Origin of the sequence: Stenotrophomonas sp. LMG 10879 (assembly GCF_002750935.1) — a bacterium.
GTDB lineage: Bacteria > Pseudomonadota > Gammaproteobacteria > Xanthomonadales > Xanthomonadaceae > Stenotrophomonas > Stenotrophomonas lactitubi_B.
In genome coordinates this window covers 213,569-240,410 of sequence record NZ_PEJT01000001.1, presented here as the reverse complement: position 1 = coordinate 240,410, position 26,842 = coordinate 213,569, and the positions used below count along the sequence as shown (strand labels likewise).

At 66.2% G+C, this 26,842-nt stretch carries 27 protein-coding genes; 20 read left to right on the top strand and 7 right to left on the bottom strand.

Annotation, left to right across the window (positions count from 1 at the left end):
* Positions 1-24: 24 nt before the first annotated feature.
* Entirely contained in the window at positions 25-2,307 is a 2,283-nt protein-coding gene (gene clpA, locus CR919_RS01005; protein WP_049467362.1) for an ATP-dependent Clp protease ATP-binding subunit ClpA, read from the bottom strand.
* A 138-nt stretch (positions 2,308-2,445) separates the two neighbouring features.
* Here clpA and CR919_RS01000 point away from each other — a divergent pair, with 138 nt between their 5' ends.
* Complete coding sequence (locus CR919_RS01000; protein ID WP_099818421.1) at positions 2,446-3,258, top strand: APH(6) family putative aminoglycoside O-phosphotransferase; 813 nt, start codon at positions 2,446-2,448, stop codon at positions 3,256-3,258.
* A gap of 112 nt (positions 3,259-3,370) precedes the next feature.
* Here CR919_RS01000 and clpS read toward each other — a convergent pair whose 3' ends face one another.
* On the bottom strand, positions 3,371-3,697 hold the full coding sequence (gene clpS, locus CR919_RS00995; RefSeq protein WP_025879127.1) for an ATP-dependent Clp protease adapter ClpS: 327 nt from the start codon (positions 3,695-3,697) through the stop codon (positions 3,371-3,373).
* A gap of 113 nt (positions 3,698-3,810) precedes the next feature.
* On the opposite strand from clpS, the gene CR919_RS00990 reads away from it, so the two are divergent.
* The 8 genes from CR919_RS00990 to CR919_RS00955 all read left to right on the top strand — a co-directional run bounded on the left by CR919_RS00990 (position 3,811) and on the right by CR919_RS00955 (position 9,540).
* Complete coding sequence (locus CR919_RS00990) at positions 3,811-4,299, top strand: hypothetical protein (protein ID WP_099818420.1); 489 nt, start codon at positions 3,811-3,813, stop codon at positions 4,297-4,299.
* Between the two features lies 1 nt (position 4,300).
* Positions 4,301-4,762, top strand: a complete 462-nt coding sequence (locus tag CR919_RS00985; protein ID WP_099818419.1) for an NUDIX hydrolase — start codon at positions 4,301-4,303, stop codon at positions 4,760-4,762.
* A complete protein-coding gene (gene mnmA, locus CR919_RS00980) occupies positions 4,759-5,901 on the top strand; it encodes a tRNA 2-thiouridine(34) synthase MnmA (RefSeq protein ID WP_089241078.1) in 1,143 nt (380 codons plus the stop codon). Before CR919_RS00985 ends, mnmA begins: the two co-directional genes overlap by 4 nt.
* Positions 5,898-6,512, top strand: a complete 615-nt coding sequence (gene hflD / locus CR919_RS00975) for a high frequency lysogenization protein HflD (RefSeq protein ID WP_099818418.1) — start codon at positions 5,898-5,900, stop codon at positions 6,510-6,512. Before mnmA ends, hflD begins: the two co-directional genes overlap by 4 nt.
* Positions 6,513-6,730: 218 nt before the next feature.
* Positions 6,731-7,921 (top strand): methyl-accepting chemotaxis protein, encoded by a 1,191-nt coding sequence (locus tag CR919_RS00970; protein WP_099818417.1) that lies wholly within the window; start codon positions 6,731-6,733, stop codon positions 7,919-7,921.
* Between the two features lie 98 nt (positions 7,922-8,019).
* Complete coding sequence (locus CR919_RS00965; RefSeq protein WP_099818416.1) at positions 8,020-8,235, top strand: hypothetical protein; 216 nt, start codon at positions 8,020-8,022, stop codon at positions 8,233-8,235.
* Between the two features lie 161 nt (positions 8,236-8,396).
* Positions 8,397-8,861 (top strand): hypothetical protein, encoded by a 465-nt coding sequence (locus CR919_RS00960; protein WP_099818415.1) that lies wholly within the window; start codon positions 8,397-8,399, stop codon positions 8,859-8,861.
* Between the two features lie 151 nt (positions 8,862-9,012).
* Positions 9,013-9,540, top strand: coding sequence for a hypothetical protein (locus tag CR919_RS00955; RefSeq protein WP_099818414.1), 528 nt, complete (start codon positions 9,013-9,015; stop codon positions 9,538-9,540).
* A 266-nt stretch (positions 9,541-9,806) separates the two neighbouring features.
* Here the strand turns inward: CR919_RS00955 and CR919_RS00950 are convergent, their stop codons facing one another.
* Entirely contained in the window at positions 9,807-12,566 is a 2,760-nt protein-coding gene (locus CR919_RS00950) for an EAL domain-containing protein (protein WP_099818413.1), read from the bottom strand.
* Between the two features lie 144 nt (positions 12,567-12,710).
* Here CR919_RS00950 and CR919_RS00945 point away from each other — a divergent pair, with 144 nt between their 5' ends.
* Positions 12,711-14,813, top strand: a complete 2,103-nt coding sequence (locus CR919_RS00945) for a PAS domain-containing sensor histidine kinase (RefSeq protein ID WP_099818412.1) — start codon at positions 12,711-12,713, stop codon at positions 14,811-14,813.
* Between the two features lie 4 nt (positions 14,814-14,817).
* Entirely contained in the window at positions 14,818-16,593 is a 1,776-nt protein-coding gene (locus CR919_RS00940; protein ID WP_099818411.1) for an EAL domain-containing protein, read from the top strand.
* A gap of 41 nt (positions 16,594-16,634) precedes the next feature.
* Here CR919_RS00940 and CR919_RS00935 read toward each other — a convergent pair whose 3' ends face one another.
* The 4 genes from CR919_RS00935 to flgA form a co-directional block, all read right to left on the bottom strand.
* Entirely contained in the window at positions 16,635-17,852 is a 1,218-nt protein-coding gene (locus CR919_RS00935) for an ATP-binding protein (protein WP_099818410.1), read from the bottom strand.
* A 91-nt stretch (positions 17,853-17,943) separates the two neighbouring features.
* Positions 17,944-18,282 carry a flagella protein gene (locus tag CR919_RS00930; RefSeq protein WP_025879114.1) on the bottom strand — a complete coding sequence of 113 codons (339 nt, stop codon included), beginning with the start codon at positions 18,280-18,282 and terminating at the stop codon, positions 17,944-17,946.
* Complete coding sequence (flgM, locus tag CR919_RS00925; RefSeq protein WP_025879113.1) at positions 18,279-18,584, bottom strand: flagellar biosynthesis anti-sigma factor FlgM; 306 nt, start codon at positions 18,582-18,584, stop codon at positions 18,279-18,281. The genes CR919_RS00930 and flgM overlap by 4 nt, the downstream gene beginning before the upstream one ends.
* Positions 18,585-18,659: 75 nt before the next feature.
* Positions 18,660-19,316, bottom strand: coding sequence for a flagellar basal body P-ring formation chaperone FlgA (flgA, locus tag CR919_RS00920; RefSeq protein WP_099818409.1), 657 nt, complete (start codon positions 19,314-19,316; stop codon positions 18,660-18,662).
* Positions 19,317-19,447: 131 nt separating this feature from the next.
* Between flgA and CR919_RS00915 the strand changes: the two genes are divergently transcribed.
* From CR919_RS00915 to CR919_RS00875, 9 genes are all read left to right on the top strand, one after another.
* On the top strand, positions 19,448-20,392 hold the full coding sequence (locus tag CR919_RS00915) for a chemotaxis protein (protein ID WP_025879111.1): 945 nt from the start codon (positions 19,448-19,450) through the stop codon (positions 20,390-20,392).
* Between the two features lie 151 nt (positions 20,393-20,543).
* Positions 20,544-20,939 carry a flagellar basal body rod protein FlgB gene (gene flgB / locus CR919_RS00910; RefSeq protein ID WP_025879110.1) on the top strand — a complete coding sequence of 132 codons (396 nt, stop codon included), beginning with the start codon at positions 20,544-20,546 and terminating at the stop codon, positions 20,937-20,939.
* A gap of 3 nt (positions 20,940-20,942) precedes the next feature.
* Positions 20,943-21,350: a flagellar basal body rod protein FlgC gene (gene flgC, locus CR919_RS00905; RefSeq protein ID WP_025879109.1), complete on the top strand. Its 408-nt coding sequence runs from the start codon at positions 20,943-20,945 to the stop codon at positions 21,348-21,350.
* A 23-nt stretch (positions 21,351-21,373) separates the two neighbouring features.
* On the top strand, positions 21,374-22,057 hold the full coding sequence (locus CR919_RS00900) for a flagellar hook capping FlgD N-terminal domain-containing protein (RefSeq protein ID WP_025879108.1): 684 nt from the start codon (positions 21,374-21,376) through the stop codon (positions 22,055-22,057).
* 32 nt (positions 22,058-22,089) lie between these two features.
* A complete protein-coding gene (gene flgE / locus CR919_RS00895) occupies positions 22,090-23,313 on the top strand; it encodes a flagellar hook protein FlgE (protein WP_032974827.1) in 1,224 nt (407 codons plus the stop codon).
* Between the two features lie 32 nt (positions 23,314-23,345).
* Positions 23,346-24,095 (top strand): flagellar basal body rod protein FlgF, encoded by a 750-nt coding sequence (locus CR919_RS00890; protein WP_099818408.1) that lies wholly within the window; start codon positions 23,346-23,348, stop codon positions 24,093-24,095.
* Positions 24,096-24,198: 103 nt separating this feature from the next.
* Positions 24,199-24,984, top strand: a complete 786-nt coding sequence (flgG, locus tag CR919_RS00885; protein WP_025879105.1) for a flagellar basal-body rod protein FlgG — start codon at positions 24,199-24,201, stop codon at positions 24,982-24,984.
* 22 nt (positions 24,985-25,006) lie between these two features.
* Positions 25,007-25,699: a flagellar basal body L-ring protein FlgH gene (gene flgH, locus CR919_RS00880; protein ID WP_025879104.1), complete on the top strand. Its 693-nt coding sequence runs from the start codon at positions 25,007-25,009 to the stop codon at positions 25,697-25,699.
* Between the two features lie 8 nt (positions 25,700-25,707).
* Complete coding sequence (locus CR919_RS00875) at positions 25,708-26,841, top strand: flagellar basal body P-ring protein FlgI (RefSeq protein ID WP_243379775.1); 1,134 nt, start codon at positions 25,708-25,710, stop codon at positions 26,839-26,841.
* Position 26,842: the final 1 nt, after the last annotated feature.

The window sequence follows — 26,842 nt, the reverse complement described above, 5'->3', positions numbered from 1 at the left end:
CGCCGGGCAATGCCCGGCACAGCCTTACTCCACCGTGGCCGGCAACAGCCGTTCCGGCTCGGCCTGCGCCTCGACCACCAGCTCGTCGTTGCGCACGTCGATGCTGACCTTGCCGCCATTGACCAGCTTGCCAAACAGCAGTTCGTCGGCCAGCGGGCGCTTGACCTTGTCCTGCAGCACCCGCGCCATCGGGCGGGCGCCCATCAGCGGGTCGAAGCCGTGGTGGGCCAGCCAGTCGCGCGCGGTCGGGGTGGCCGACAGGCTGACGTGCTTCTCCTGCAGCAGCATCTCCAGCTCGATCAGGAACTTGTCCACCACGCGCAGGATGTGCTCGAAGCCCAACGGCTGGAACTGCACCACAGCATCGAGGCGATTGCGGAACTCCGGCGTGAACGCACGACGGATGGTCTCCATCGCATCGGTGGCGTGATCCTGCTTGGTGAACCCGATCGAACGCCGCGAGGCCTGTGCCGCGCCAGCATTGGTGGTCATCACCAGCACCACGTTCTTGAAGTTGGCTTCGCGACCGTTGGTGTCGGTCAGCACGCCGCGGTCCATCACCTGCAACAGGATGTTGAAGATGTCCGGGTGCGCCTTCTCGATTTCATCCAGCAGCAGCACGCAGTGCGGCGTCTTGACGATCTTCTCGGTCAGCAGGCCGCCCTGGTCGAAGCCGACGTAGCCCGGAGGCGCACCGATCAGGCGGCTGATCGAATGCGGCTCCATGTACTCGGACATGTCGAACCGGACCAGTTCGATGCCCAGCTGCAGCGCAAGCTGCTTGGTCACCTCGGTCTTGCCGACACCGGTGGGGCCGGCGAACAGGAAGTTGCCGATCGGCTTTTCCGGATTGCCCAGGCCCGAGCGCGCCAGCTTGATGGCCGACGCCAGGGTGCCGATGGCCGGATCCTGGCCGAAGATCACCATCTTCAGGTTGCGCTCCAGATGCTGCAGCACATCCTTGTCAGTGGCGCTGACCTGCTTGGCCGGGATGCGCGCCATCTTGGCGACGATGGCCTCGACTTCTTCGACGTCGATCAGCTCCTTGCGCTGCCCTTCCGGCAACAGGCGCTGGCGGGCACCGGCCTCATCGATCACGTCGATGGCCTTGTCCGGCAGCAGGCGGTCGGCGATGTGCTTGACCGACAGGTCGACCGCAGCCTGCAGCGCTTCATCGGCGTAGGTCACGCCGTGGTGGGCTTCGTACTTGGACTTCAGGCCCTGCAGGATCTCGTAGGTCTCGCCCACGGTCGGCTCGACGATGTCGATCTTCTGGAAGCGACGGGCCAGCGCCCGGTCCTTCTCGAAGATGCCGCGGTATTCCTGGAACGTGGTCGAGCCGATGCAGCGCAGCTCGCCCGACGCCAGGGCCGGCTTGATCAGGTTGGAGGCATCCATGGTGCCGCCCGACGCCGAACCGGCGCCGATGATGGTGTGGATCTCGTCGATGAACAGCACCGCATTGGGCACCTTCTTCAACGCGGTCAGCACACCCTTCAGGCGCTTCTCGAAGTCGCCACGGTATTTGGTGCCGGCCACCAGCGCGCCCAGGTCGAGCGAGTAGATGACCGCATCGGCCAGCACGTCCGGCACCGAGCCTTCGACGATGCGCCGGGCCAGCCCCTCGGCAATGGCCGTCTTGCCGACGCCAGCCTCGCCCACGTACAGCGGGTTGTTCTTGCGGCGGCGGCACAGGACCTGGATGGTGCGTTCGATCTCGTCGGCACGGCCGACCAGCGGGTCGATGCGACCGGCGCGGGCCTGTTCGTTGAGGTTGCTGGCGAACTCGGTCAGGGCATCGCCCTTCGGCTCACCCTCACCCCCTTCCATGCGACCCTCGCCCTCGGACGAGGACGGCTGCTCGCCTTCCTCACCCAGCTTGGCGATGCCATGGGACAGATAATTGACCACATCCAGCCGGGTGACGTCCTGCTGGTTGAGGTAATAGACGGCGTGGGAGTCCTTTTCGCCGAAGATGGCGACCAGCACGTTGGCGCCGGTGACCTCCTTCTTGCCGGAGGACTGCACGTGGTACACGGCCCGCTGCAGCACGCGCTGGAAGCCCAGGGTCGGCTGGGTATCGCGGCCATCATCTTCGGCCAGGCGGGACACGGAAGCCTCGATGGCCTGCTCCAGCTCCTGGCGCAGGCGGTCGGCGTCGGCACCACAGGCCTTCAGTACGGCCTGAGCGGACGGGTTGTCGAGCAGTGCCAGCAGCAGGTGTTCGACCGTCATGAACTCATGTCGGGCCTCACGGGCGCGCTTGTAGCACTGGCCGATGGTGTGTTCGAGGTCTTTGCTGAACATGGATTACTCCGGCGGCAGTTGGGGACAATATGCGGCCTGACTACGCGATTTCCATCACCCTAGCGGATTGCGACGTTCAGATGGCGTTAGCAGTGCGAACCGCTTGATCATCGTTCACTCCAGGACAGCACCCTCACCATGAGCGAACCCTACCTGAGCCGCTGGCGATTGCGACGTGATGGTCCTTCGATCCGTACCCCCCATGCCCGGCTCTGGCCGGTGCTGACCGCCTCTGGCGAGGCGGCCATGTTGAAGGTGAGCACGGAGACAGAGGAACAGAACGGCCATCGCCTGCTGCGCTGGTGGAACGGCGACGGTGCCGCACGCCTGCTGGCCCACGAGGGGCCGGCGATCCTGATCGAACGCGCGCACGGCGATTCGCTGCGGCAACGTTCGATCAAGGGCGAGGACGACGCCTGCACCGTGATCCTGTGCCAGGTCCTGCAGCAGCTGCACCGGCCACGGAGCGCGCCGCCAGAAGACCTGGTCTGCCTGCGTAGATGGTTCGTTGATCTGCTGCAGGCAAGGGCGTCGCTGCCGCCATTGCTGGAACAGTGCAGATCGCTGGCGATGGCACTGCTGGAGGAGGAGCAGGAGATACGGCCACTGCACGGCGACCTGCATCACGACAACGTGCTCGATTTCGGCACGCGGGGCTGGCTGGCGATCGACCCGAAGCGGCTGCTGGGTGACCGCGCGTTCGACTACACCACGATGTTCAGCAACCCGGACCTGTGCGGGCCAGGCATCCACGTGGCAACGCGGCCCGAGCGCTTCCACGCCCGGCTGGAACAGGTCTGCCGGCTGGCCGATATCGAGCGCACGCGACTGCTGCGCTGGATCGCGGCCAGTGCCGGGCTGTCAGCGGTGTGGTTCCGGGATGACGGCGACCCGGCCGACATCGATGAGGCGGTAGCCGGGATGGCCCTGCAGGCGCTGGCGGGGGCGTGACACTCTGCCTGCCCTGGTAGGTGCCCACCTTGGTAGGCACGCTCCATCCGGGGTCGATACGCCCGGGCAGAAAGCAGCCGAGCATCGGCTCGGCTCTACAGATCGTGGGCGGTCAGGCCTTTTCCATCGTGCACAGCAGCGGATGCTGGTTCATCCGCGCGTACTCGTTGACCTGGGCCACCTTGGTCTCGGCCACTTCACGGGTGAACACACCGCAGACGCCACGGCCACGGGTGTGGACGTGCAGCATCACCTGGGTGGCCTTGTCCAGGTCCATGTTGAAGAACTGCTGCAGGACGTCCACGACGAAATCCATCGGGGAGTAGTCGTCATTGAGCAGCATGACCTGATAGAACGGCGGCGGCGCCACTTCCGGGCGCGCGGGCTCCACGGCAACGCCGTGCTCGTGGTGGGAATCGGGGGCGGACTCGCGAGGCATCTGCCGATTATAAGGGGTGAGTCGGCCTTGCGCAGGCCCTGCGCGGAATGGACGGCACGGACGCCCGCCGTCACAATTGCACCTTCCCACACTCTTGGTTTCACAGGATCTTCATGAAAAGGACCCTTCTCTCCGCCCTGCTGATCGCCCTGGCTGCCGCTGGCACCGCTGGCGCTGCGACCACCACTGACAGCGCGAAGGCCGACAAGGCCGTTGCACGTCATCTGGAAAAGCTGGGCTACACCTACGAGGTGGATGAAGACGGCGATTACCAGATGGTGTTCGACGTCGAGGGCGATCGCACCCAGATCGTCTACGTGCGCTCGTCGGTGGAAGACTTCGGCACCCACAACATCCGTGAGATCTGGTCGCCGGGTTACACCTCGCAGACCAAGCAGTTCCCGGTGGCCGTGGCCAACCGCCTGCTGGAAGACTCGCAGGATGCCAAGATGGGCGGCTGGGTGAAGCAGGAGTCGACCGCGATGTTCGTGGTCAAGATCGATGCCGACGCCACCGCCGACCAGCTCAGCGACGCCATCGATGCGGCCATCCGCACCGCCGATGCGATGGAGCTGGAGCTGACCAAGAAGGACGACCTCTGAGTTGAACACCTCGCCGGACCCGCGCTGGGCACCGCACGCAACCGTCGCCACCGTGGTGGTCGACGGCGGCCGGGTGCTGCTGGTTGAAGAGACCATCGAAGGCCGGCAGGTGCTTAACCAGCCGGCCGGGCACCTGGAGCCGGGCGAAAGCCTGGCTGCGGCCGCCCTGCGCGAGACCGTCGAGGAAACCGGCTGGACGGTGGAGCTGACCGCCTTCATCGGCTGCTACCAGTGGACCGCCGGGGACGGCACCCCGTTCCTGCGCTTCTGCTATGCCGCGCGCCCGCTCTCGCATGACCGGGCGCGGCCGCTGGATGCCGGCATCGATCGGGCGCTGTGGATGACCCCGGCCGAACTGCAGGCCGCCGCTGGACGCCAGCGCAGCCCGCTGGTCTGGCAGGTGCTGGCCGACTACCTGGCGGGCCAGCGCTACCCGCTTGCACTGGTCCGGGAGGTCGCATGAGCAGCCCACGGGTGATGGTTGGCGTGTCTGGCGGCGTGGATTCGTCCGTGGCCGCCTGGCGCCTGGTACAGCAGGGCGAGGCCGTGGCCGGTCTGTTCATGCAGAACTGGGCCGACGACGGCAGCGGTGACTGCCGCGCCGAGGACGACCGCCGCGATGCGGTGGCGGTATGCGGGCTGCTGGGCATCCCGTTCCATTTCCGCGATTTCTCAAACGAATACTGGCAGGGGGTGTTCGAACACTTCCTTGCCGAGTACGCCGCCGGCCGCACGCCCAACCCGGACGTGCTGTGCAACCGCGAAGTGAAGTTCAAGCACTTCCTCGATGCTGCCCGCGAGCTGGGCGCCGAGCGCATCGCCACCGGCCACTACGCGCGCATTGCCCAGCGCGGGCATCAATGGCTGCTGCTGCGCGGTGCCGATCGCTCCAAGGACCAGAGCTACTTCCTGCACCAGCTGGGGCAGGAACAACTGGCGGCCACCCTGTTCCCGATTGGTGATCTGGAAAAGAGCGACCTGCGCCGGATTGCCCGCGACGTGAGCCTGCCGACCCACGCCAAGAAGGATTCCACCGGCATCTGCTTCATCGGCGAGCGCGATTTCCGCGAGTTCCTCGGTCGTTACCTGCCGGCCAAGACCGGGCAGATCCTCGACCCCAGCGATGGCAGCGTGATCGCCGAGCATCCTGGCGTCTTCTATTTCACCCTGGGCCAGCGCGAAGGCCTGAACATCGGCGGCGTGCGCGGCCGCCCTGCCGCTCCCTGGTATGTGGTCGGCAAGGACGTGGCCAGCAACGTGCTGTACGTGGACCAGGATCGCGACAGCCCATGGATGCTGTCCAACCGGCTGCGCTCGGAGACCGCGCACTGGATTGCCGGCGCGCCACCGGCACGGCGTTTTGAATGCACCGCGCAGACCCGCTACCGCCAGCCGGACGAGCCGTGCACGGTGGACGTGCTCGACGACGGCAGCGTGCAGGTTTCCTTCGCCCGGCCGCAGCGTGCAGTCACCCCCGGGCAATCCCTGGTGCTGTATGACGGTGAGGTCTGCCTGGGTGGCGCGGTGATCGCCGCCACCGACGCGCCGCTGGAACAGCGCCTGCGCACCACCCCTTCTCCTTTTGAGGTACTCGCTGCATGAGTTTCACTGTCGACGACCGCGTTCTGGCTTTGGCCGGCATTGCCCAGGCCCTGCAGCAGGTACGCCGTATCGCCGATACCGGCCATTCCGACGCCGCCGCCGTGCGCACCGCCGTGGACAGCGTGTTCCGCATCGATGCATCCTCGCCGCAGGCAGTGTTTGGGGATCGGCATGCGCTGAAATCCGGCCTGCGCCTGCTGCACAATTATTTCCGCAGCCAGGGCCAGGATCCGATCCTGCCCAAGCTGGCCCTGTCGGTACTGCAGCTGGAGCGACGCTTCGTGCAGGACGGCGCCACCGTGAACAAGGTCGCCTCGGGTATCGAGCGCGCCCAGCGCCAGGCCACCGAGCTGGGTGACAGTGGCCACCCGGAAGTACTGGCCGCGCTGGGCGGGCTGTATGCAGACACCATCAGTCACCTCAAGCCGCGGGTGATGGTGCAGGGCAACCCGCACTACCTCGGCCAGGCTGGCGTTGTGGCCGAGATCCGCGCGCTGCTGCTGGCCGCCGTGCGCGCAGCGGTGCTGTGGCGGCAGCTGGGTGGCAGCTACTGGGACTTCCTGCTCAGCCGCAAGGCGATGGTCGAGGCCGTGGACCGCCAGCTGGCCTGACGCTGTGGGTCAGAGCCCTTTTCCGTGGAAAAGGGATCCGACCCCGCCAACCGACCGCCCGGGGTCGGATCCCATTCCCGCAGGGAAAGGGCTCTGACCCCAGACCGCCCGACCGCGCCGGAAAACCGGCGCATTCAGAATGCATTTCAAAGCACATCGACGTTAAAGAGAAAGGGGGTACGGCCGATACATCCTCCGTGCACCTCCCGAGAACGTCCATGTACTCACGCATTTTCATCCGTCTGGCCGCCCCCCTGGCTCTGACCCTGCTGCTCCCCTTCGCCATCGGTTTCGAATGGCCGGTCGCCCTGCGTTGGGCGATCCTGACCACGATGACGCTGAGCTGGCTCGGCTTTGCGTGGTGGACCGCCCGCGCCCAGGCGCACCGTTCCCCGGAACATGCCCGTGTCCTGCGTGAGCAGGACCAGCTGCTGACCGAGCTGCGCAACTTCGTTGGCAACGAGATCGACGGTTCGCGTGGCGAAGTGGAACGCGCCCGCGACCTGATCCGCCAGGCCGTCTCCAGCCTCGGCGGCAGCTTCGATGCCATGAACCGCAAGTCGCGCCAGCAGAGCCAGGCGCTGTCGCGCATCGTCGACCGCGCCGGTGACGAAGGCGGCGCCGGCCTCGACGTTGCCCGCTTCGCCCAGCACGCCAGCCACCGCATGGAACAGCTGGTGGAAGCGCTGGAACAGGTCAGCGGCCAGAGCAGCACCACCGTGCAGCACATCGACCAGATGGCGCAGCACCTGGATGGCATCTTCGCGCTGCTGGAAGACGTCAAGTCGATCGCCGACCAGACCAACCTACTGGCCCTGAACGCCGCCATCGAAGCTGCGCGCGCCGGTGAAGCCGGTCGTGGTTTCGCCGTGGTCGCCGACGAGGTCCGCAACCTGTCAGAGCGTTCGACCACCTTCAACGAGCAGATCCGCAAGCTGGCACACAGCTCCAAGGACGCCATCGCCAAGGTCCGCGAAACGGTTTCGCACATGGCCTCGCGCGATATGGACCGCTCCCGTGAAGCGCGCCAGGAAGCGGCGGCGATGCTCGACAACGTGGCGCAGATCAATGCATCGCTGGGCGACGGCATGCGTGAAGTGTCCGACTGCGCCCGCTCGATTGATGGCAGCGTGGCCGAAGCAGTGCGCGCCCTGCAGTTCGAGGACATCGCCACCCAGGCCCTGGGCGGCGTGCATACCCACCTGGACCGCCTGACCGCGATCAATCGCGAAGCGGTGGCCCTGCAGGAACTGCTGCATCGCAATGGCGGCGTGTTCGACGAAGAAATCGCCACTGCCCTGCAGCGCACCGGCAACCGCCTGCGCGAACTGCGCAGCGAATGGGAGCGCCCGCCGCACAAGCCGGTTGCCCAGCAGAGCATGGCCGCCGGCGCGGTCGAGCTGTTCTGATCCTGATGTCCGCTGCCTCTTCCGGCAGCGTGCAAGGCCCCGGTTCCGCCGGGGCCTTTGCGTGTGACCCGCCTTTGGATGCATCCTGCAAGCGCACCATGACCCTGATCCGTGCCCTGCCCCCGATCAACGAGAACGAGCGTCCGCGCAATGCGGGCGTACGTGAGCAGCTGCGACAGCTGGAAGATGTGGCCCGGGAAGAAATGCAGGAGCTGCAGAAGCTGGCCGACGCGCGCCCTGCCCCGGTTGTGGCCGGCGACGACCTGCTGGGGTTGGCGTGGGACTTGGGGCTGGATGGGGATGCGCTGAAGTAGATCCACGCCATGCGTGGATGGCTTTCACCTGAACGACTGCAGTCTCAAATCTATTGCATCGATCGGCGCTCTCTGCCGACAGTGCTTTCAGATTTATTGCATGGCTTGAGCTGCGAAAGCGGGACAGACTCCCCGCTCTGCCTTGCTGCTCAGGATTCAAAATGGCACTCGACCTTGGAAAGGCCCACGAGGTCTTCGATGACTTTCTGATGATCATGGACGACCAGATTGAGTGGTTGGTCGACCAAGGCCACTCCCACGGCATCGACCTTGATGGCAGCCTGGAGAGCCTTGATCGCCTTGAGTTCCTGTACGCACTGATGTCTGCAGCGCTGTCGGAGGACGAACAGGGTGCTCTGAGAGTTGTGTTTGCACGCTATCTTGGCGATCTCGTGTGCCAGCATCACGGTGGCAAATGGACTCTCCCATTGGATGATCCCAAGGAGATCAGTTTCAACATGCCGGTAGTCGTGGGGCACTCATCCTGTCTCTGGCTGGAGTTCAATCCCATCCACACGATGCTGGCCTATTCACTTCGGCCCAAGCCCGGAATGATCCGCAGCATCGTCGCACACAGTGTTGACCCACAAATTCTCGATCTCAGCGATCTGGTGGAAGAGGATTGATCCGAAGAAACTGCTAGATTCTTTGGACGGGCCCGCCAGGACTGCGGCTCGTTCTGGACGTCATCCACGCATGACGTGGATCTACCAGGCAGCTTCCGGATACTACGCAGCCGCTATGGCATGATGCGCCGATCCCGTTCATGGAAGACCGATGGCCATCGCCTTGATTACCTTGCTGCTGGTCGAGGTCCTGCTGCTGGTGATGTGGGCGCCGTTCTTCTTCCGCACCGGTATCGTCCTGTTCAACCAACGCATCGCTGCTACGCCTGCAGAGCTGGCCCAGCTTTCGCTCGCTGGCCTGGAGCATGACCTGCCGACCGACACCTGGTTGCGTCTGGTGTTCCATGCGCTGCCTGACGGCAGCATCGCCTTTCGCGAGAGCTTCGCGCCCAGCTTCGGAGGTCGCTATTTTCCGCTGATGCGCGGCCGGGTGATGATCGACGCGCGGCGCCGGGAGGTGCGGGTGGTCGGGCTGTGCAGCTGGTTCGCGCTGGGCCTGACGCTGATGCTGGTGCCGATCATTCTGGTCCGGCCAGCGGCGTGGCCGATGCTGGTGGCCCTGCTGCTGTTCTATATGGGCTTTTACATCCAGCGGCGACGCTATGCAGACGTGGTCGAAGCGGTGCGCGCACGGCTGCGGTCCGAGCTCCCGCAGCGGCTGGTTGCCGCGCCAAAGTAGATCCACGCCATGCGTGGATGAACGCTCGCGCAGGCATCAGTGCCCACCAAGGCCGGCATCTACCAGAGCAGTGTAGATCCACGCCATGCGTGGATGATCGCGCGTGCAGGCATCGGTGCCGACCAAGGTCGGCATCTACCAGAGCAGTGTAGATCTACGCCATGCGTGGATGATCGCGCGTGCAGGCAACCGTGCCGACCAACGGTCGGCACCCACCAGGACCTGTTCCACCGTGCGGGCACCCACCAAGGCAGGGTCGCGGCGCCTCAACGCGCCAGCACCACTTCGCTGGCGGCGTCGGTGCGGCCTGGCGCGAGGTGCTGCTGGCGCAGCCACTGCGCCAGGTCGCGCGGGCTGAGCGGGCGTGAGTACAGGTAGCCCTGGATCTCATCGCAGCCCTGCCGGCGCAGCATGTCTTCTTCCTGGTGTGTTTCCACGCCCTCGGCCACCACCTTCATGCCCAGCGCGTGGCCCAGGTGCACGATCGCCTGGGTGACTTCGGCGGTACCGGAATCATGCAACATGCCCTGCACGAAGCTGCGATCGATCTTCAGCCGGCCGACCGGGAAGCGGTTGAGGTAGTTGAGGTTGGAGAAGCCGGTACCGAAGTCATCGACCGCCAGCGGCACGCCATGCCGTTCAAGCACGTCGAAGCAGTGGCGCAGGATGTCGGTGTCACGGATCAGGGCAGACTCGGTCAGTTCCAGTTCCAGCCGCTGCGGTGGCCAGCCATGCGCGTGGCAGATCTCGATCACGCGTTCGGCGAAACCACGATCACGCAACTGCACCGCCGACACGTTCACCGCAATGCGCTCGAAGTGCAGACCAGCACGGTCCCACGCTGCCGCCTGGCGACAGGCTTCGGACAGCACCCAGTCGCCGATGCGGACGATCTCGCCGCATTTTTCGGCAATCGGAATGAACTCGGCCGGGCTGCAGTAGCCGATCCCCGGACGATGCCAGCGCAGCAGCGCCTCGATCGCCGGCGGCTCGCCGTGATGGGCGTGCAGCAGCGGCTGGTAGGCCAGGCTGAACTCGTCGCGCTCGATGGCGCCATGCAGGCCGTGCTCGATCTCCAGCCGCCGCTGGATCCGCGCCAACGCGTCCTGGCTGTAATACTGATAGGTATTGCGGCCGGCCTCCTTGGCCGCGTACATCGCCGCGTCGGCTGCGCGCAGCAGGGAATCGAAGTCGGTCTGGCTCTCGCCGAGCATGGCGATGCCCACGCTGGCACCCACCTTCAAGGTGGTCTCGCCACGGCGCAGCGGTTCGGCCAGCGAATTGATCAGCTTGCGCGCCACATGCCCGGCATCTTCCGGCTCGGCCAGGTCGCGCAGCACCACGATGAACTCGTCGCCGCTGAAGCGGCCGAACAGGTCGTTGTTGCGCAGGTTCTGGTGCAGCCGGGTCGCGGCGGCCTTCAGCAGCGCATCGCCGGTGGCATGGCCGAAGCTGTCGTTGATGTTCTTGAAGCCATCCAGGTCGATGAACAGCATGGCCAGCGAGGTGCCGCGATCGCGCGCTTCCTCGATGGCCTCGGATGTCTGCTCGCCCAGCAGGACGCGGTTGGGCAGCCCGGTCAGCAGATCGTAATGGGCCAGCAGCTCGATGCGTTCGTTGGCTTCGCGCTCGCGGGTGATGTCACGGAACAGGACCACGAAGCGCGGCGGCAGTCCATCGCGACGATCCAGTTCGATCAGCACCTGTACCCATACGCGCAGGCCGGATTGGCGGTAGAAGCACAGATCCAGCTGCTCGGGCAGGCCGCCTCCAGCGATCCGCCCCAGCGCCGCCTCAAAGGCTGCACGCGAGTCCTCGGCATACAGCGCGAGCGCCTGGTCGAGGGTGATCGGCTCCTTGCGCAGGCCGTGGATGCGATAGCACTCCTCGGTCCATTGCATGTTGCGCGTGGCAACTTCGATCTCGCAGCCGCCGATGCGGCCCAGCGCGGATACGCGGTTGAGCAGCTCGGTGCGCCAGCGGATGAGCGCGTCGGTCTGGTGCTGTTCGGTGATGTTCTGCACCTGCCCCAGCAAGCGCTTGGGCTGGCCGTCCATGTCCAGCAGCGGTTGCATCCACAGCCGCAGATGCTGCGAGGGTTCGTTGCCGCGGGTCAGTTCCAGTTCGATGTTGGCAGCCCGGCCATCACGCCACAGGCGGCGCCAGGCGGCACGCAGTGCACCGCGTGAGCGCGGGTGCAGCTGCTTCAGCCAGCGTCGCTGCCCCGGAATGCTGCCCTGCTGCAGCGCCAGCAGCGAGCGCAGCTCCGGCGACCACCAGAAATGGCGGCTATGCGGATCGAACGACCAGCTGCCCATGCTGGCGATGCGCTGGGCTTCGCGCAGATGCAGCTGCTGCTCCTGCAGCAGGGCTTCCAGCTGCTTCTGCTGTTCGATGTCGGTATGGGTGCCGACCATGCGCAGCGGCTGGCCATCGGCGGTACGCGCGACCACCCGGCCACGGTCCAGCACCCATCGCCACTGGCCATCGGCCTGGCGGAAACGGAACTGGGCGCTGTACTGCTCACTGCCGCCCTGCAGATGTTCATCCAGCGCGGCACGAACCTGGGTGATGTCGTCGGCGTGCACGCGCGCCAGTATCTGGGTGGCGGTTTCCTCGCCCAGCGCAGGCGTGCGGGACACCCGATCGCTGGGGATGTCCCAGTCCCACAGGCTGTGGCCAGCGCTGTCCAGCGCCAGCTCCCAGCGACCACCGCCGTCGATCGGTACCGGCTCGGGCACGCTGAGGGTGAAGGCGAGCAGATTGCCGCTGCCATCATGCACGGCGCGCAGGTGGCCTGCGTAATGGCCGCGTGGGCCGCCCGGCAGCGTGCAGGCGACGATGCCACCGTCGGCGGCCAGCAGGCGCAGGTCCTCCAGCATCGGCGCGTAGGCAGCCACCGTGGCCGGCAGACCGTGCTCGCGCGCGGCCGGATTGGCCGCGAGCGGGCGACCGCTACGGTCGACGATGACCAGCGCCGAGGCGAGCGGATGCTGCAGCAGGCTGGCGATGATCCCTTGGTCCACGCGATCTTGCTCCGGATGAAACGCCCGACAGCGGGGCACGCAGTGGTTAACGGCGCCTGCGGCGGATAATTGAGTGGCCAGCGCACACCTGCGCGGTAAGATGACCGGCACCCCCTCATCCCTGCCCTCCTGCCTGCCCTGTCCATGCCCGTAGAACCGACCGGCACTGCCCCTGTTCCCGACCCGCGGATGGCGCAGGCGCTGGGTCGCGACCGTCGGCGCGTGGTGCTGAGCTACCTGGCAATGGCGCTGGCGTGGATGATCGCCAGCGACGGTGCGGTGACGGCCCTCGTGCCGGACCCACAGCAGGCAGCACTCTGGCAGAGCGTGAAGGGCGCATTCTTCGCCCTGGCCAGCGCGGGCCTGCTGTACCTGCTGCTGCGGCCGCTGGCCGAGCATGTGCTGCACACCCATGCCCGCCTGCAGGCCTCCGAGCTGCGCCTGCGGCAGATGTTCGAAGGCAACCCGGGCCCGATCCTGGTCTATGACCTGGACACGCTGGCCATCCTCGACGCCAATCCTGCCGCCTGCAGCACCTTCGGCTGGGACCGCGATTCGCTTCTGACGCAGACCATCGATGTGCTCTGGCCACCAGGCCAGGACCAGGCGTTGCAGACCAAGCTGGAGGAGATCCGCGAGGCACCCGAGCAGCTGTGCATCCTGCGCGCGCAGTTGCAGCTGCGCGACGGCAGCCTGCGGCAGATGGAACTGCGCTCGAACGCGATCGACTACGACGGGCACACTGCGCGCCTGCTGATCGCCATCGACCGCACCGCCGAAGACCTGGCCCAGCTGCGGCGCGACCAGGCACTGGCGCGGGTGGAAGAAGCCCACGAACTGGCCCGGATCGGCGCGTGGGAGCTGGACCCGTCCACCGGCCAGGGCCGCTACTCCAACCAGGTCTATCGCCTGCTCGGCCGTCGCCCGCCCGAAGCGCGACGCTGGCACCGTTTCGACGAACTGCTGGTGGCAGCCGACCCGGCCACCGCGGCACAGACCGAGCAGGTGCTGGCCGAGCTGTGCTCGGGTGAGCAGGTGCAGGTGGATGTGCTGCTGCCAGTCCTGGCAATGGATGGCCGCGCGCTGATGGTGCACCTGCGTGCCGCCAGCGGTGTGGATGAGGCTGGCCGTGACCGGATCCTGGGCACCCTGCAGGACGTAACCGAGCGCGAACAGTCGCGGCGCCTGCTGCGCGAACGCGAGGAGCAGTTCCGCGAGCTGGTGCGGGTACTGCCCGATGGCGTGGTGATCCTGTCCGACGAACATGTGCTGTATGCCAATGCATGGGCGGCCAGCCTGTTCGGCTACGGCAGCCACACGCTGCTGGGCGAACCGCTGTCGGCCCTGGTGGCAGGCGCCGATCTGGCCCGCACGCGCGCGCAGATGCGCGCCGGACAGCCCCATCACAGCCCGGGCCACAGCAGTGTGGTGGCGATGCAGCGTGCCGATGGCCGCAGCTTCCAGGCGGGCCTTGCAGTGGGCGACGTGCGCTATGGCGGGCGCGACTGCAAGCTGCTGATCGTGCGCGACCTGAGCGAATCGGAACAGACCCGCAGTGCGCTGGAGACCAGCAACCGCGAGCTGCAGGCGATGGCCGGCCGCTTGTTCTCGCTGCAGGAGGACGAGCGGCGGGCAATCTCGCGCGACCTGCACGATGACATCGGCCAGGCGATCACCGCGATCAAGCTTTCGGCCTATGCGGCGCAGGACGAGGACGATGCGCAACGGCGCGGCGAGGACCTGGCGCAGATCGTCAGCCTGGCCGATACCACCGTCGCCAAGCTGCGCGACATCTCCACCCTGCTGCGGCCGCCGCAGCTGGATGCACTGGGCCTGGAGGCAGCATTGAGCTGGCAGGCGCGGGTGCTGTTCCGCTCGTCCAGCGTCGAGCTGCAGGCCGAGATCGAATCGCTGCCCACGCGCCCGGACAACAGCATCGAACAGGCCTGTTTCCGCATCGCTCAGGAAAGCCTGACCAACGTGCTGCGCCACGCGCGCGCCAGCCAGGTGGTGCTGCAGCTGCGCGATGTCGACCAGCGCGGGCTGCACCTGATGATCCGTGACGATGGCGAAGGGTTCGACCCGGATGGCCCGCGCGGCCTGGGCCTGATCGTGATGCGCGAGCGCGCGCAGAGCGTGGGCGGCCATGTGCGGATCGAGTCGGCGCATGGCGCCGGTACCCTCGTCGATGTCCACCTTCCTTACCAGGCCGCTGTTACGGCGGCCGTCGAGTCAGCGGAATACTGAGCCCATGTGGAACCCCAACCTGCCCCCGGTCAGCATCGATGATGCGCCTGATCGCCTCGGCGCCGGCAACCCCGAGCTGCAGGCGATGGTCGCCGAAGCCGCTTCCGGAGGCACCCCGCTGATGCTGATGCATGTGGACATCGACCACTTCGCCTCGGTCAACGAGAACATGAGCGCGGAGGTCGGTGATCAGGCCCTGGTGCTGGTCGCCCAGCGTCTGCAGTCCTATCTGCGCGGACGCGGCATGCTGTGGCGGCATGGCAGCGATGAGTTCCTGATTGCCGTACCGCGCACCGCCGATCTGCCGCTGGCCGAGGATTTCGCCGAAGAGATCCGCCAGCAGATGGAGCTGCCCCTCTCGGTACTGCCCTACACGCTGTTCATGACCGGCAAGCTGGGCGTGAGCCTGTGCCCGGAGCACGCCAGCAATGCCTCGCGCCTGCTCGACCATGCCGAGGACGCGCTGTACCAGGCCGCCCGCGAAGGTGGCAATGCGGTGCGCATCCATGCGGTGGACACGCCGCCGAGCGCGCACAGCGAGAGCATCATCGCGCGGCAGATCGTCGATGCCATTCCCAATGGCGAACTGAAGCTGCGTTACCAGCCGCTGGTCAGCGCCCGCGATGGCCACGTGGTGGGCATGGAGGCGCTGCTGCGCTGGCAGTCGCCCACGCTGGGCATGCTGGTGCCGGAGCGTTTCATGCGCACCGCCGAGCGCCTGGGCATCATCGTGCAGATCGGCACTTGGGTGCTGGAAGGCGCGCTGAAGCAGGCCCGGCTGTGGCGCGACCAGGGCTTCGACGACTTCACCATCGCGGTGAATGTTTCCACCCTGCAGCTGCTGCGGCCGAACTTCTTTGCCGAGGTCATGGGCGTGATCCAGGCCTCTGGCGTGCCGGCGCAGATGCTGACGCTGGAGATCAACGAAAGCGCCCTGACCAACAACGTCAACTTCGTCCACGAAACACTGGCCAACCTGCGCAACGAAGGCATCAGCCTGAGCCTGGACAACTTCGGTACCGGTGATTCCAGCCTGAGTGCGCTGGTGCGCTACCCGGTGGACAAGCTGAAGATCGACCGCAGCTTCATCAAGAGCGCGCCTGCCGGCAATCGTGAAGCGGCGATCGCCCGCGCGATCATTGCGATGGGCCACCAGCTGGGCATGACGGTGATCGCCAACGGCGTGGAATCGCAGGCGCAGCTCGGCTTCCTGCGTCGCAATGACTGCGATGTGTTCCAAGGCTATCTGTTCGGCGAGCCGATGTCGGCCGATGCCGCGGGCATGACCCTGCGTCGCCGCTACCTGCGTCCGGAAGCATTCGCCGAAACCCGGCCGGACCGCACCCTGCTGCTGCTGGACGACGAGGAGAACGTGCTTCGCTCGCTGGTGCGCCTGTTCCGCCGCGATGGCTACCGCATCCTGGCCGCAGGCAACGTGCGCGATGCGTTCGATCTGCTGGCGATCAACGACGTGCAGGTGATCCTGTCCGACCAGCGCATGAGCGACATGAGCGGCACCGAGTTTTTGGGCCGGGTGAAGATGCTGTACCCGGACACGATCCGTCTGGTGTTGTCTGGCTATACCGATCTGAACACGGTGACCGATGCGATCAACCGTGGTGCGATCTACCGGTTCCTGACCAAGCCGTGGAACGACGACGAGCTGCGCAAGCACATCCACCAGGCGTTCCGCACCTACGAGGAACAGCGGCGCAGCAACGGTGGGCCGGTCGCCGCCGAGCCGGCCGACGGCGGCGAGGATCGTTCACCGCTGCGCTGATCCTGCATACGGGTAGTGCCGGCCGCTGGCCGGCACTACCGTTACCGCGGCTGCTTGATCGGCAATACCAGGCGGAAGCGCGAGCCGACGCCCGGGGTGCTGTCCAGGTCGATGCGGCCGTGGTGCTTGTTGATGATGCTGTAGGAGATCGACAGGCCCAGGCCGGTACCGCTGCCCACCGGCTTGGTGGTGAAGAACGGATCGAAGATGCGCTGGCGCAGTTCCGGCGAGATGCCACCGCCGGTGTCTTCGAATTCCACCCACACCGTGTCGCCGTCCACGCCGGTACGCACGGTGATCGTGCCGCGCTCGGCGATGGCGTGGCCGGCGTTGAGCAGCAGGTTCATGTAGACCTGGTTCAACTCCGACGGCAGGCATTCCACCAGCGGCAGCTGGCCGAACTCGCGTACCAGGTGCACCTTGTACTTGAGCTCGTTCCAGATGATGTTGATGGTCGATTCAAGGCCGGAATGCAGGTCGACCAGCTTCCACGACTCATCGCGGCCGGAATAGGAGAAGTCCTTCAGGTCGCGCACTATACGGGTGACCCGCTCGATGCCTTCGCGTGATTCGGCCATCAGCTGCGGCAGGTCGCGGCTGATGAAATCGATGTCCAGGCGGTCACGGATATCGTCGATTTCCGGAATCAACGCCTTCGGGTCCGGCGCCCGCAGGGCACGCTCGTAGGCTTCGATCACCGTGAACAGGCTGCGCAGGTATTCCTGCAGGCTGCCCAGGTTGGAATGCACGTAGCCGATCGGGTTGTTGATCTCATGCGCCACGCCGGCAGCCAGCTGGCCGATGGAGGCCATCTTCTCCGACTGCAGCAGCTTTTCCTGGGTGCCGTTCAAGCGCAGGTAGGCCTGGCGCAGTTCGGCATGGCGCTGCTGCAGTTCGCGTTCGTAGTCTTCCTGGCCTTCGATATGGCGGAACAAGGCCAGGTAGTGCCCCGAACCGGGCTCGCCATGGAAGTACAGATGAGCGATGACCACGCCCTCGCCCAGCGGCAGGCTGCCGTTCCAGTGACCGTGCTGGCGCGCATGTTCGAGGGCATCCGGCGGCAGCAGTTCACGCAGGCGCTGCGGCGGCGGCAAGGCGCCTTCGTCGCTGCCCAGCAGGCTCTGTGCGGCCGGGTTGGCCAAGGCCACCTGTCCATCTTCGGTGAACAGCAACAAACCTTCGCGCAGGCGCTCAAGCAGGGCCTGCAGCACCGGTTGCGGCGGAAGGGGGGCGGTAACCAGAACGTTGGCGGCGGACACGGCGACTCGAGGCGATCAAACAGGCGCCCAATATACGCGCTCGTGCGGCGGCCGACAGCCGCCATCGGGCAGTCAGCCGACCGCCGGCAGGTCAGGCGACGGCGAGCGGCCGGCGCGCAGTGACGGTATGCGACTGGCCCTTGGCATCGTATGCCGAGGACTCTTCGGTGCGGCCCATCTGGCGCAGTGCCCAGTTGACCTCGCGCCGACGCCGCGACAGCAGCACGCCGTTGGCACGGTTGCGCTCGGCCAGTTCCTGCAGCTGCTCGCCCTCGCCCACCGGTGGCGCGCCTTCCAGCGCACGCAGCGCTTCCAGCTTCGCACCGGTGGCACGGATCAGGGCGTGCACGTCGTGCTCGACCAGGGCCTGGCGTTCAACGTCCAGGGCCTGGGCAAGGCGCTGCAGCGGCTCGCTCATCGCCGCGGTCATCCTTGCAGCTGCTGGTCCAGTTCAAGCATGCGCGAAGCGATCGCGTCCGGATTGATCTTGTAGGTGCCGTTCTGCAGTGATTCGCGCACCGCTGCAACACGCTGGGCGTCGATCGCCGGGGCGGTGCTCAGCTCACGCTCGATGGCCTGCAGGTTGGTGGCTTCGCCGGTCAGGCGCAGGCTGTCAGCCGCCTCGACCGGACGTGCCGCCGAATCGGTGCTCACGCCGGGCTTGGCGGCCGGGGTGGTCACGCTGCGCAGTGCCTGGGGGACCTGCAGGTTGCCGTCGATTTTCTGGCTCATGGGGTGTCCTGGAGTTGCCGTACACAAGGGATAACGGCCGCAGGGCCGTGATCTTTAGGGGAATTCTGCATTATTTCAACGCGCCACGATTACGTCACCGGCCGCGTCCACCGTGCCCTGCACGATACGGCGCGAGGACAGGTTTTCCACCGAGACGCGCTCGTTCTGCCCGGCATCGCCCAGTGCGCGCCCGGCGATACGGACCTCGACCGAGCCACGCCGCGATACCAGTGCCACACTGTCTCCTCGCTTGATGAGACGCTGTGCCACCAGATCGTTGCTGGACAACAGGGTTCCCGCCGGCAACGGCCGACGGGCGATGCGGCCGATCGCTGCGGCAGGATCGGCCAGCACTGCGCCGGCAATCCGTGCCGCGTCACGCTGGGCAGTACTGATATCGGCGGCGGCGATGGATTCTCCAGTGCCAATGCCACGGGTCAGCACCAGTACGGTCTGGTTGCGGCGCACCTTCACCGGCACGAACAGGCGCCAGCCGCCGGCATCGGGGCAACTCACCTCCACCGTGGTGTTGGCCGTGGGCTGCACCTGCAATGCGCCGCCACATTTGGGAAGACGCAGCGCATCGGCGACGACCGCCTCACCTTCGGTACCTGCGGCCAGGGTCGACAGTGCCGCGGCGCGGATGCTGGCCACCGGCTGCCAGTCGGCTGCGGTTGCCCACGGCGCGGCCACGGCCAGTGCAATGGCAAGGAAAGAAGCAATGCGGCGCATGGCGCCTCCTGTCGGTAAGACCTGGCCCAGACGCGTGCAAGCTGCGTGCCACTGGCAAAGGGTGGACACCTTGCCGGCCCGCCTCTGCACTCGCCCTCAAGTTCCACCCTGCCCGCGCCGATACAGCAGCCATGTCCCATGACCTGCTCAACCGGATCGACCAGCGAACCCGACTGGCCGGCCACAATCGCCTGGCGCTGCTGCTGTTCCGCCTCGGCGGACGTCAGCTTTTTGGCGTCAACGTCTTCAAGGTGCAGGAAGTGCTGCGCCGCCCGGAGCTGTTCCAGGTGCCCGGCCTGCCCGGCCAGTTTGCCGGCGTGGCCGATGTACGCGGCCGCTCGGTGCCGGTACTGGACCTGGGCCTGGCCATCGGCCACCCCGAGCGCGAGCCGGATGCGGACACTGCACCGGGCTATCTGGTGGTGACCGAGTTCAACCGCTCGATCCAGGGCTTCCTGGTCAGCGGCGTGGAGCGCATCGTCAACATCGCGGTGGAAGACATCCACCCGCCGCCGGAACTGGGCGCCGAATCCAGCTACCTGACCGCAGTGACCCGCTTCCAGGGCGAGCTGATCCAGGTGATCGACGTGGAAAGCGTGCTGGCCGACATCGCGCAGGTGCGCGGTGAAGCGGTGCTCGACCCGGCTATGGCGATGCCCGCCGATGCCCCGCAGCTGCAGGTGCTGGTGGTGGATGATTCACGCGTGGCGCGGCAGCAGATCCGCAGCGTGCTGGACCAGCTGGGGGTGGGTGCGACCCTGCTCTCGGACGGCAAGCAGGCACTGGACCACCTGCTGCAGATCCATGCCTCGGGTGAAAACCCGGCCGAACGCTACGCCATGGTGATCTCGGACATCGAGATGCCGGCGATGGACGGCTATACGCTGACGACGGAAATCCGGCGGCACGCCGGCCTGTCCGGGCTGTACGTGCTGCTGCATACCTCGCTGTCGGGCGTATTCAACAACGCGATGGTCGAGCGCGTGGGGGCCAATGCCTTCGTCGCCAAGTATTCGCCGCACGAGCTGGCCGACTTCGTGCTGGATCGCCTGCGCAAGGTAGCGATGGCGGCGTAAGGCCGCCCGTAGGGTCGGACCCCAAAAGGGGCTCCGACCCCATACATCGCAATGCGTGACCCGCGGGGTCAGAGCCCCTGCGGGGATCTGACCCCGCGCCTTTGGCACACCACTTGCAGCTTCCCGGGCAACGTTCCCGTGGGAGTGCACCGTGCGCAACCTGATTACCGACTACCTGGGCGTCCATGCCCAGGCAATGCCGTTGCGCGAACAGCGCATGAAGCTGATCGCCAGCAATCTCGGCAATGCCGACACCCCCGGCTACAAGGCCCAGGACCTGGACTTCGATTCGGCCCTGCGCCATGCCCAAGGGCTGGATGCCAACGGCCTGATGACCACCACCAACGAGCAGCACTACGAAATCGGTAGTGGCCTCAATCCGTTCCAGGTGGCCCGCGAGGGCGTGCAGCCCAGCATCGACGGCAACACCGTCGACCCCGATGCCGAACGCGCCGCCTATGGCCGCGCTGCACTGGAATACCGCGCTTCGCTGAGCTTCGTCGAAAGCAAGGTGCGTTCCATGCTCACCGCGATCACGGGGCAATAAGCCATGAGCAACCTGCCGATCTTCGACATCGCCGGCTCCGCACTGCAGGCGCAGTCGGTGCGCATGAGCACCATCGCCTCCAACCTGTCCAACGCTGACAGCATCGCCGGCTCCGCCGACGCGGTGTACAAGCCGCTGGAACCGATCTTCCAGGCGGTCACCAGCAAGACCGATCCGAACATCACCTCGGTGCAGGTCAAGGAAATCACCCAGAGCAACGCGGCGCCGATCAAGCGCTACGAGCCGGGCCATCCGCTGGCCGACGGCGATGGCTACATCTACCAGCCCGACGTCGATCCGGTGGCGCAGATGGTCAACCTGATCTCCACCTCGCGCAATTACCAGGCCGGCGTGGAGATGTTGACCACCGCCAAGGAACTGGCCCTGGCCACCCTGACCATGGGCCGCTGAGGCCCGCTGCACCGGACACCGCCATGACCACTGCCGTCAACAACCAGAGCAACCAGGACGTCTACGCCGCCCTCGGCCTGAACGCCCCCAACAGCAACGCCACCAAGAAGAAGAACACGCTGGACCAGGCCGATTTCCTGCGCCTGATGACCGAACAGCTGCAGCACCAGGATCCGCTGAAGCCGATGGACAACACGCAGATGGTCTCGCAGATGGCGCAGATGTCGACCGTGCAGGGCATCACCGATCTGAACAAGTCGGTGAAGGGCTTCCAGGAGTCGATGGCCAGCGACCAGGTGCTGCGTGGCGCCGCCCTGGTCGGCCACCAGGTGCTGGTGCCGTCGGAAAAGCTGGTGCTGGAAAAGGAAGGTTCAGTGGAAGGCACGGTTGCCGCACCGGCCGCCGGCATCGTCACCGTGGACGTCACCGACGCCAACGGCGCCAAGGTCACCTCGATCAGCGTTGAAGCCAAGGCTGCCGGCGAGACCGCGTTCACCTGGGACGGCAAGGATGCCAACGGCAAGCGCATGGAGCCGGGCAAGTACAACATCGTCGCCAACCACGTCGACACCACCGGCAAGAGCACCAAGCTGTCCACCTTCGTGCAGGCGCCGGTGGAAAGCGTGACCGTCGGTTCCGACGGCCTCTACCTGAATCTCAAGGGCCTGGGCACGGCCCCTCTCGACTACGTGCTCCGCGTCAGCTGAGCCGCACCCACCGCATCCAACAGGAGCATCCCATGGGCTTCAACATTTCCCTGTCCGGCATCAACGCTGCCAACTCGGACCTGAGCGTCACCGCCAACAACGTCGCCAACGTCAACACCACCGGCTTCAAGCAGTCGCGCGCGGAATTCGCCGACCTGTTCGCCGCCACCAGCTACGGCCTGTCCAAGAACGCGATCGGCTCGGGCGTGCGCGTCTCCAACGTCGCCCAGCAGTTCATCCAGGGCAACAACGAGCAGACCGGCCGCAGCCTGGACATGGCCATTTCCGGTGAGGGCTTCTTCACCATGAACATGAACGGTGCACGCGTCTACTCGCGCGCCGGCAACTTCCAGACCGACGCCGCCGGCTACGTGGTCAACCCGCAGGGCGCACGCCTGCAGGTGTTCGCACCGAACGCCGACGGCACCAACTTCGACGCCGGCCGCCTGGTCGACCTGCAGCTGCTGACCACCGACAGCCCGCCCAAGCAGACCAGCGAAGTCAAGGTTGGTTTCACCCTGCCGGGCAATGCCAAGCAGCCGACGGTGACCACCTTCGACCCGACCAATTCCAACAGCTACAGCCACTCCAGCGGCGGCATCACCGTGTATGACTCGCTGGGCGTCAGCCATACCCAGGTGTCCTACTTCGTGAAGGAAGCGGCCACCAACGCCTGGACGGTGCACAACTACGTCGATGGCCAGCCGGCCGGCACGCCGACCCCGCTGACCTTCGACAACGCCGGCAAGCTGACCGCACCGGCCAACGGCAAGATCAGCCTGGGCACCTTCACCCCGACCACCGGCGCTGGCGTGCTGAACATGACGCTGGATGTGAGCGGCTCGACCCAGTACGGCGAGAAGTTCGCCCTGCGCAACACCCAGCAGGATGGCTACGCGGCCGGCAAGCTCAACGAGATCACCGTGTCGGAAACCGGCGTGGTGTTCGCCCGCTATTCCAACGGCGACGACAAGCCGCTGGGCCAGGTGGCGCTGACCAGCTTCAACAATCCGCAGGGCCTGGAGCAGAAGGGCAACAACCTGTGGGTGGAGACCTTCGATTCGGGCACGCCGCGCACCGGCGCCGCCGACACCTCCAACCTCGGCAAGATCCAGGCCGGTTCGCTGGAATCCTCCACCGTCGACCTGACCGAACAGCTGGTCAACATGATCACTGCGCAGCGTAATTTCCAGGCCAACGCGCAGATGATCACGACCCAGGACCAGATCACCCAGACCGTCATCAACATCCGTTGATGACCTGCTGACCCTGTCACGGAACTCCTCGCATGGATAAAGCCCTTTACGTGGCGATGACCGGTGCCCGCGCCTCCCTGCAGGCGCAGGGAACGCTCAGCCACAACCTCGCCAACTCGGACACCCCCGGCTTCAAGGAAGCGCTGGCCAACACCGAAGCCTTCCCGATCCGTGGCCCGGGCTTTGCCTCGCGGGTGGATGCGCTGCACGTCGATGCAGGCTTCAACCGCACCGCCGGCGCGCAGCACATCACCGGCAAGCCGCTGGACCTGTCATTGCAGACCGGCACCTGGCTGGCCGTGCAGTCCACCGATGGCAGCGAGGCCTACACCCGTGGCGCCGCGCTGTCGGTGACCCCGAACGGCCAGCTGGTGACCTCCAGCGGCCGTCCGGTACTGGATGACAACAACAACCCGATAGCAATTCCGCCCTACCAGGCGATGGAGATCGGCAACGACGGCACGATCTCGATCATCCCGCAGGGCGAAGGCCCGCAGACGATGGCGATGATCGGCCGGATCAAGGTCGTGCAGGCGCCGGATGAGCGCCTCGAACGCGGCCTGGATGGCCTGTTCCGCAATACCGATCCGCTGCAGCCGTTCGCCCAGGCGCAGGGCACGGCGGTGCACAGCGGCCAGCTGGAAGGCAGCAACGTCGATGCCGCCGGCGCGCTGGTACAGATGATCCAGCTGCAGCGCCAGTACGAAATGCAGGTGCAGGTGATCAAGCACGGCGATGACAACGCGCGCAGCGCCAACAGCCTGTTGCGCCTGGGCAGCTGACGGAATTCCGGCACCGGCCTGAGCCGGTGCTGGCACGCCGCTTGCACTCCCTACCCCATGGGCCGCATCGCGCGGCCGGCTTCACCCAGACAGGACTCCGAAGATGAACCAGGCATTGTGGATCGCGAAAACCGGACTGGATGCGCAGCAGATGCGCATGTCGGTGGTTTCCAACAACCTCGCCAACACCAACACCACCGGCTTCAAGCAGGACCGCGCCAGCTTCGAGGACCTGTTGTACCAGCAGGTGCGCCAGCCCGGCGGTTCCTCTTCGGCACAGACCCAGCTGCCCACCGGCCTGCAGATCGGCACCGGCGTGCGCGTGGTGGCCACCGCCAAGAACTTCGAGCAGGGCAGCCAGCAGCAGACCGGTCGCGCGCTTGACGTGATGGTCAACGGCCGCGGCTTCTTCGAAGTGCAGATGCCCGACGGCAGCTCGGCCTACACCCGCGACGGCTCGTTCAAGATCAACCAGGACAGCGAGCTGGTCACCAACAGCGGCTACCCGGTGCAGCCGGGCATCCAGATTCCCGAAGGCGCGCAGTCGGTGACCATCGGTACCGACGGCACCATCAGCGTGAAGATGGCTGACGGTGCGGCATCGGTGGAAGTCGGTGCGCTGACCCTCACCGACTTCGTCAATCCGGCGGGCCTGCAGGCACGCGGTGAAAACCTGTTCCTGGAAACCACGGCCTCCGGCCCGGCACAGAACGGCAACCCCGGCCTGAACGGCCTTGGCACCGTGGTGCAGGGTGCGCTGGAAGGCAGCAACGTCAACGTGGTGGAAGAGCTGGTGTCGATGATCGAAACCCAGCGCGCCTACGAAATGAACGCCAAGGCGATCTCGACCACCGACTCGATGCTCGGCTACCTCAGCAACAAGCTCTGACCGCCCTCACCGGGAAACTGCCATGTCGCCCCTTTCTTCCTTCGCCCGTACTGCCCTCGCCTGCGCCGTGGCTGCCCTGCTCGGTGGCTGCGTGATCGCTGGCGACGTGCGCCCCTATCCGACGATGGCGCCGCTGCAGCCGATCATGCCGCCGCAGGCCGAACCGACCGCCGGCGCGATCTACGCCGCCGGCCCGACGCTGCAGCTATATTCGGACCGCCGTGCGCGCGATGTCGGCGACCTGCTGACCATCACCCTGCTGGAAAACACCACCGCGCAGACCAGTGCCAACACCGCCACCAACAAGGAATCGAACCTGAGCCTCGGCACGCCGTCGATTCTCGGTGCACCGGTCACCCTGGGCGGCAAGGACATCCTGAGTGCGACGGCCAAGGGCGCGCGCGACTTCACCGGCAAGGGCAACAGCGCGCAGAGCAACCGCCTGCAGGGCAACGTGACCGTGACCGTGGTGCAGCGCCTGCCCAACGGCAATCTGGTGGTGCAGGGGCAGAAGAACCTGCGGCTGAACCAGGGTGATGAGCTGGTGCAGGTACAGGGCATCGTGCGCCCCGGCGACATCAGCGCGGACAACACCGTGCCCTCCAGCCGCGTGGCTGAAGCGCGCATCGTCTATGGCGGCCGCGGCCCTGTCGCGCAGTCCAACGCGATGGGTTGGCTGAGCCGCTTCTTCAACTCCGGCCTGACGCCGTTCTGAGTATGGCCATGAAGATTTCATTCCGATATTTCCTGCAGCGACGCATGGCGTCGCTCTACTGCTTGGTCCTGCTGCTGATGGTGATGGCCCCGGCCAGCGCCGAGCGCATCAAGGACCTGGCCCAGGTGGGCGGCGTGCGTGGCAATGCGCTGGTGGGCTACGGCCTGGTGGTCGGCCTGGATGGCAGCGGTGACCGCACCAGCCAGGCGCCCTTTACCGTGCAGAGCCTGAAGAACCTGCTGGGCGAGCTCGGCGTCAACGTGCCGGCCAACGTCAACCCGCAGCTGAAGAACGTTGCAGCCGTGGCGATCCATGCCGAGCTGCCGCCGTTCGCCAAGCCCGGCCAGCCGATCGACATCACCGTGTCCTCCATCGGCAACGCGGTGTCGCTGCGCGGTGGCTCGCTGCTGATGGCGCCGTTGCGCGGTGCCGATGGCCAGATCTATGCGATTGCCCAGGGCAACCTGATCGTCGGCGGCTTTGGCGCGCAGGGCAAGGACGGTTCGCGCGTGTCGGTGAACGTGCCCAGCGTCGGCCGCATTCCCAACGGTGCGACCGTTGAGCGCGCCCTGCCCGATGTGTTCGGTGCCAGCGGCGAGATCACCCTGAACCTGCACAACAGCGACTTCACCACCATCTCGCGGATGGTGGGTGCACTCAACAATGCCTTCGGCGAGGGCTCGGCCCGCGCCGTGGACGGTGGCACGGTGGCCGTGCGTGCGCCGACCGATGCCGGTGCGCGCATCGGCCTGCTGGCACGCATCGAAAACCTGGAACTGACCCCGGGCGCTGCGCCGGCCAAGGTGGTGGTCAACTCGCGTACCGGCACCGTGGTCATCGGCCAGCAGGTCCGGGTCGGCCCGGCCGCGATCTCGCACGGTTCGCTGACGGTGACCATCCAGGAAAACACCAACGTCAGCCAGCCCAACGCCTTCGCCGGTGGCCAGACCGTGGCCACGCCGCAGTCGACCATCACTGCCACCAACGATGGCAGCCGCATGTTCAAGTTCAATGGCGGCACCACCCTGGACGAGATCGTGCATGCGGTGAATGCCGTTGGCGCGGCACCAGGCGACCTGATCGCGATCCTGGAAGCACTGAAGCAGGCCGGCGCCCTGAGCGCCGAGCTCGAGGTGATCTGAC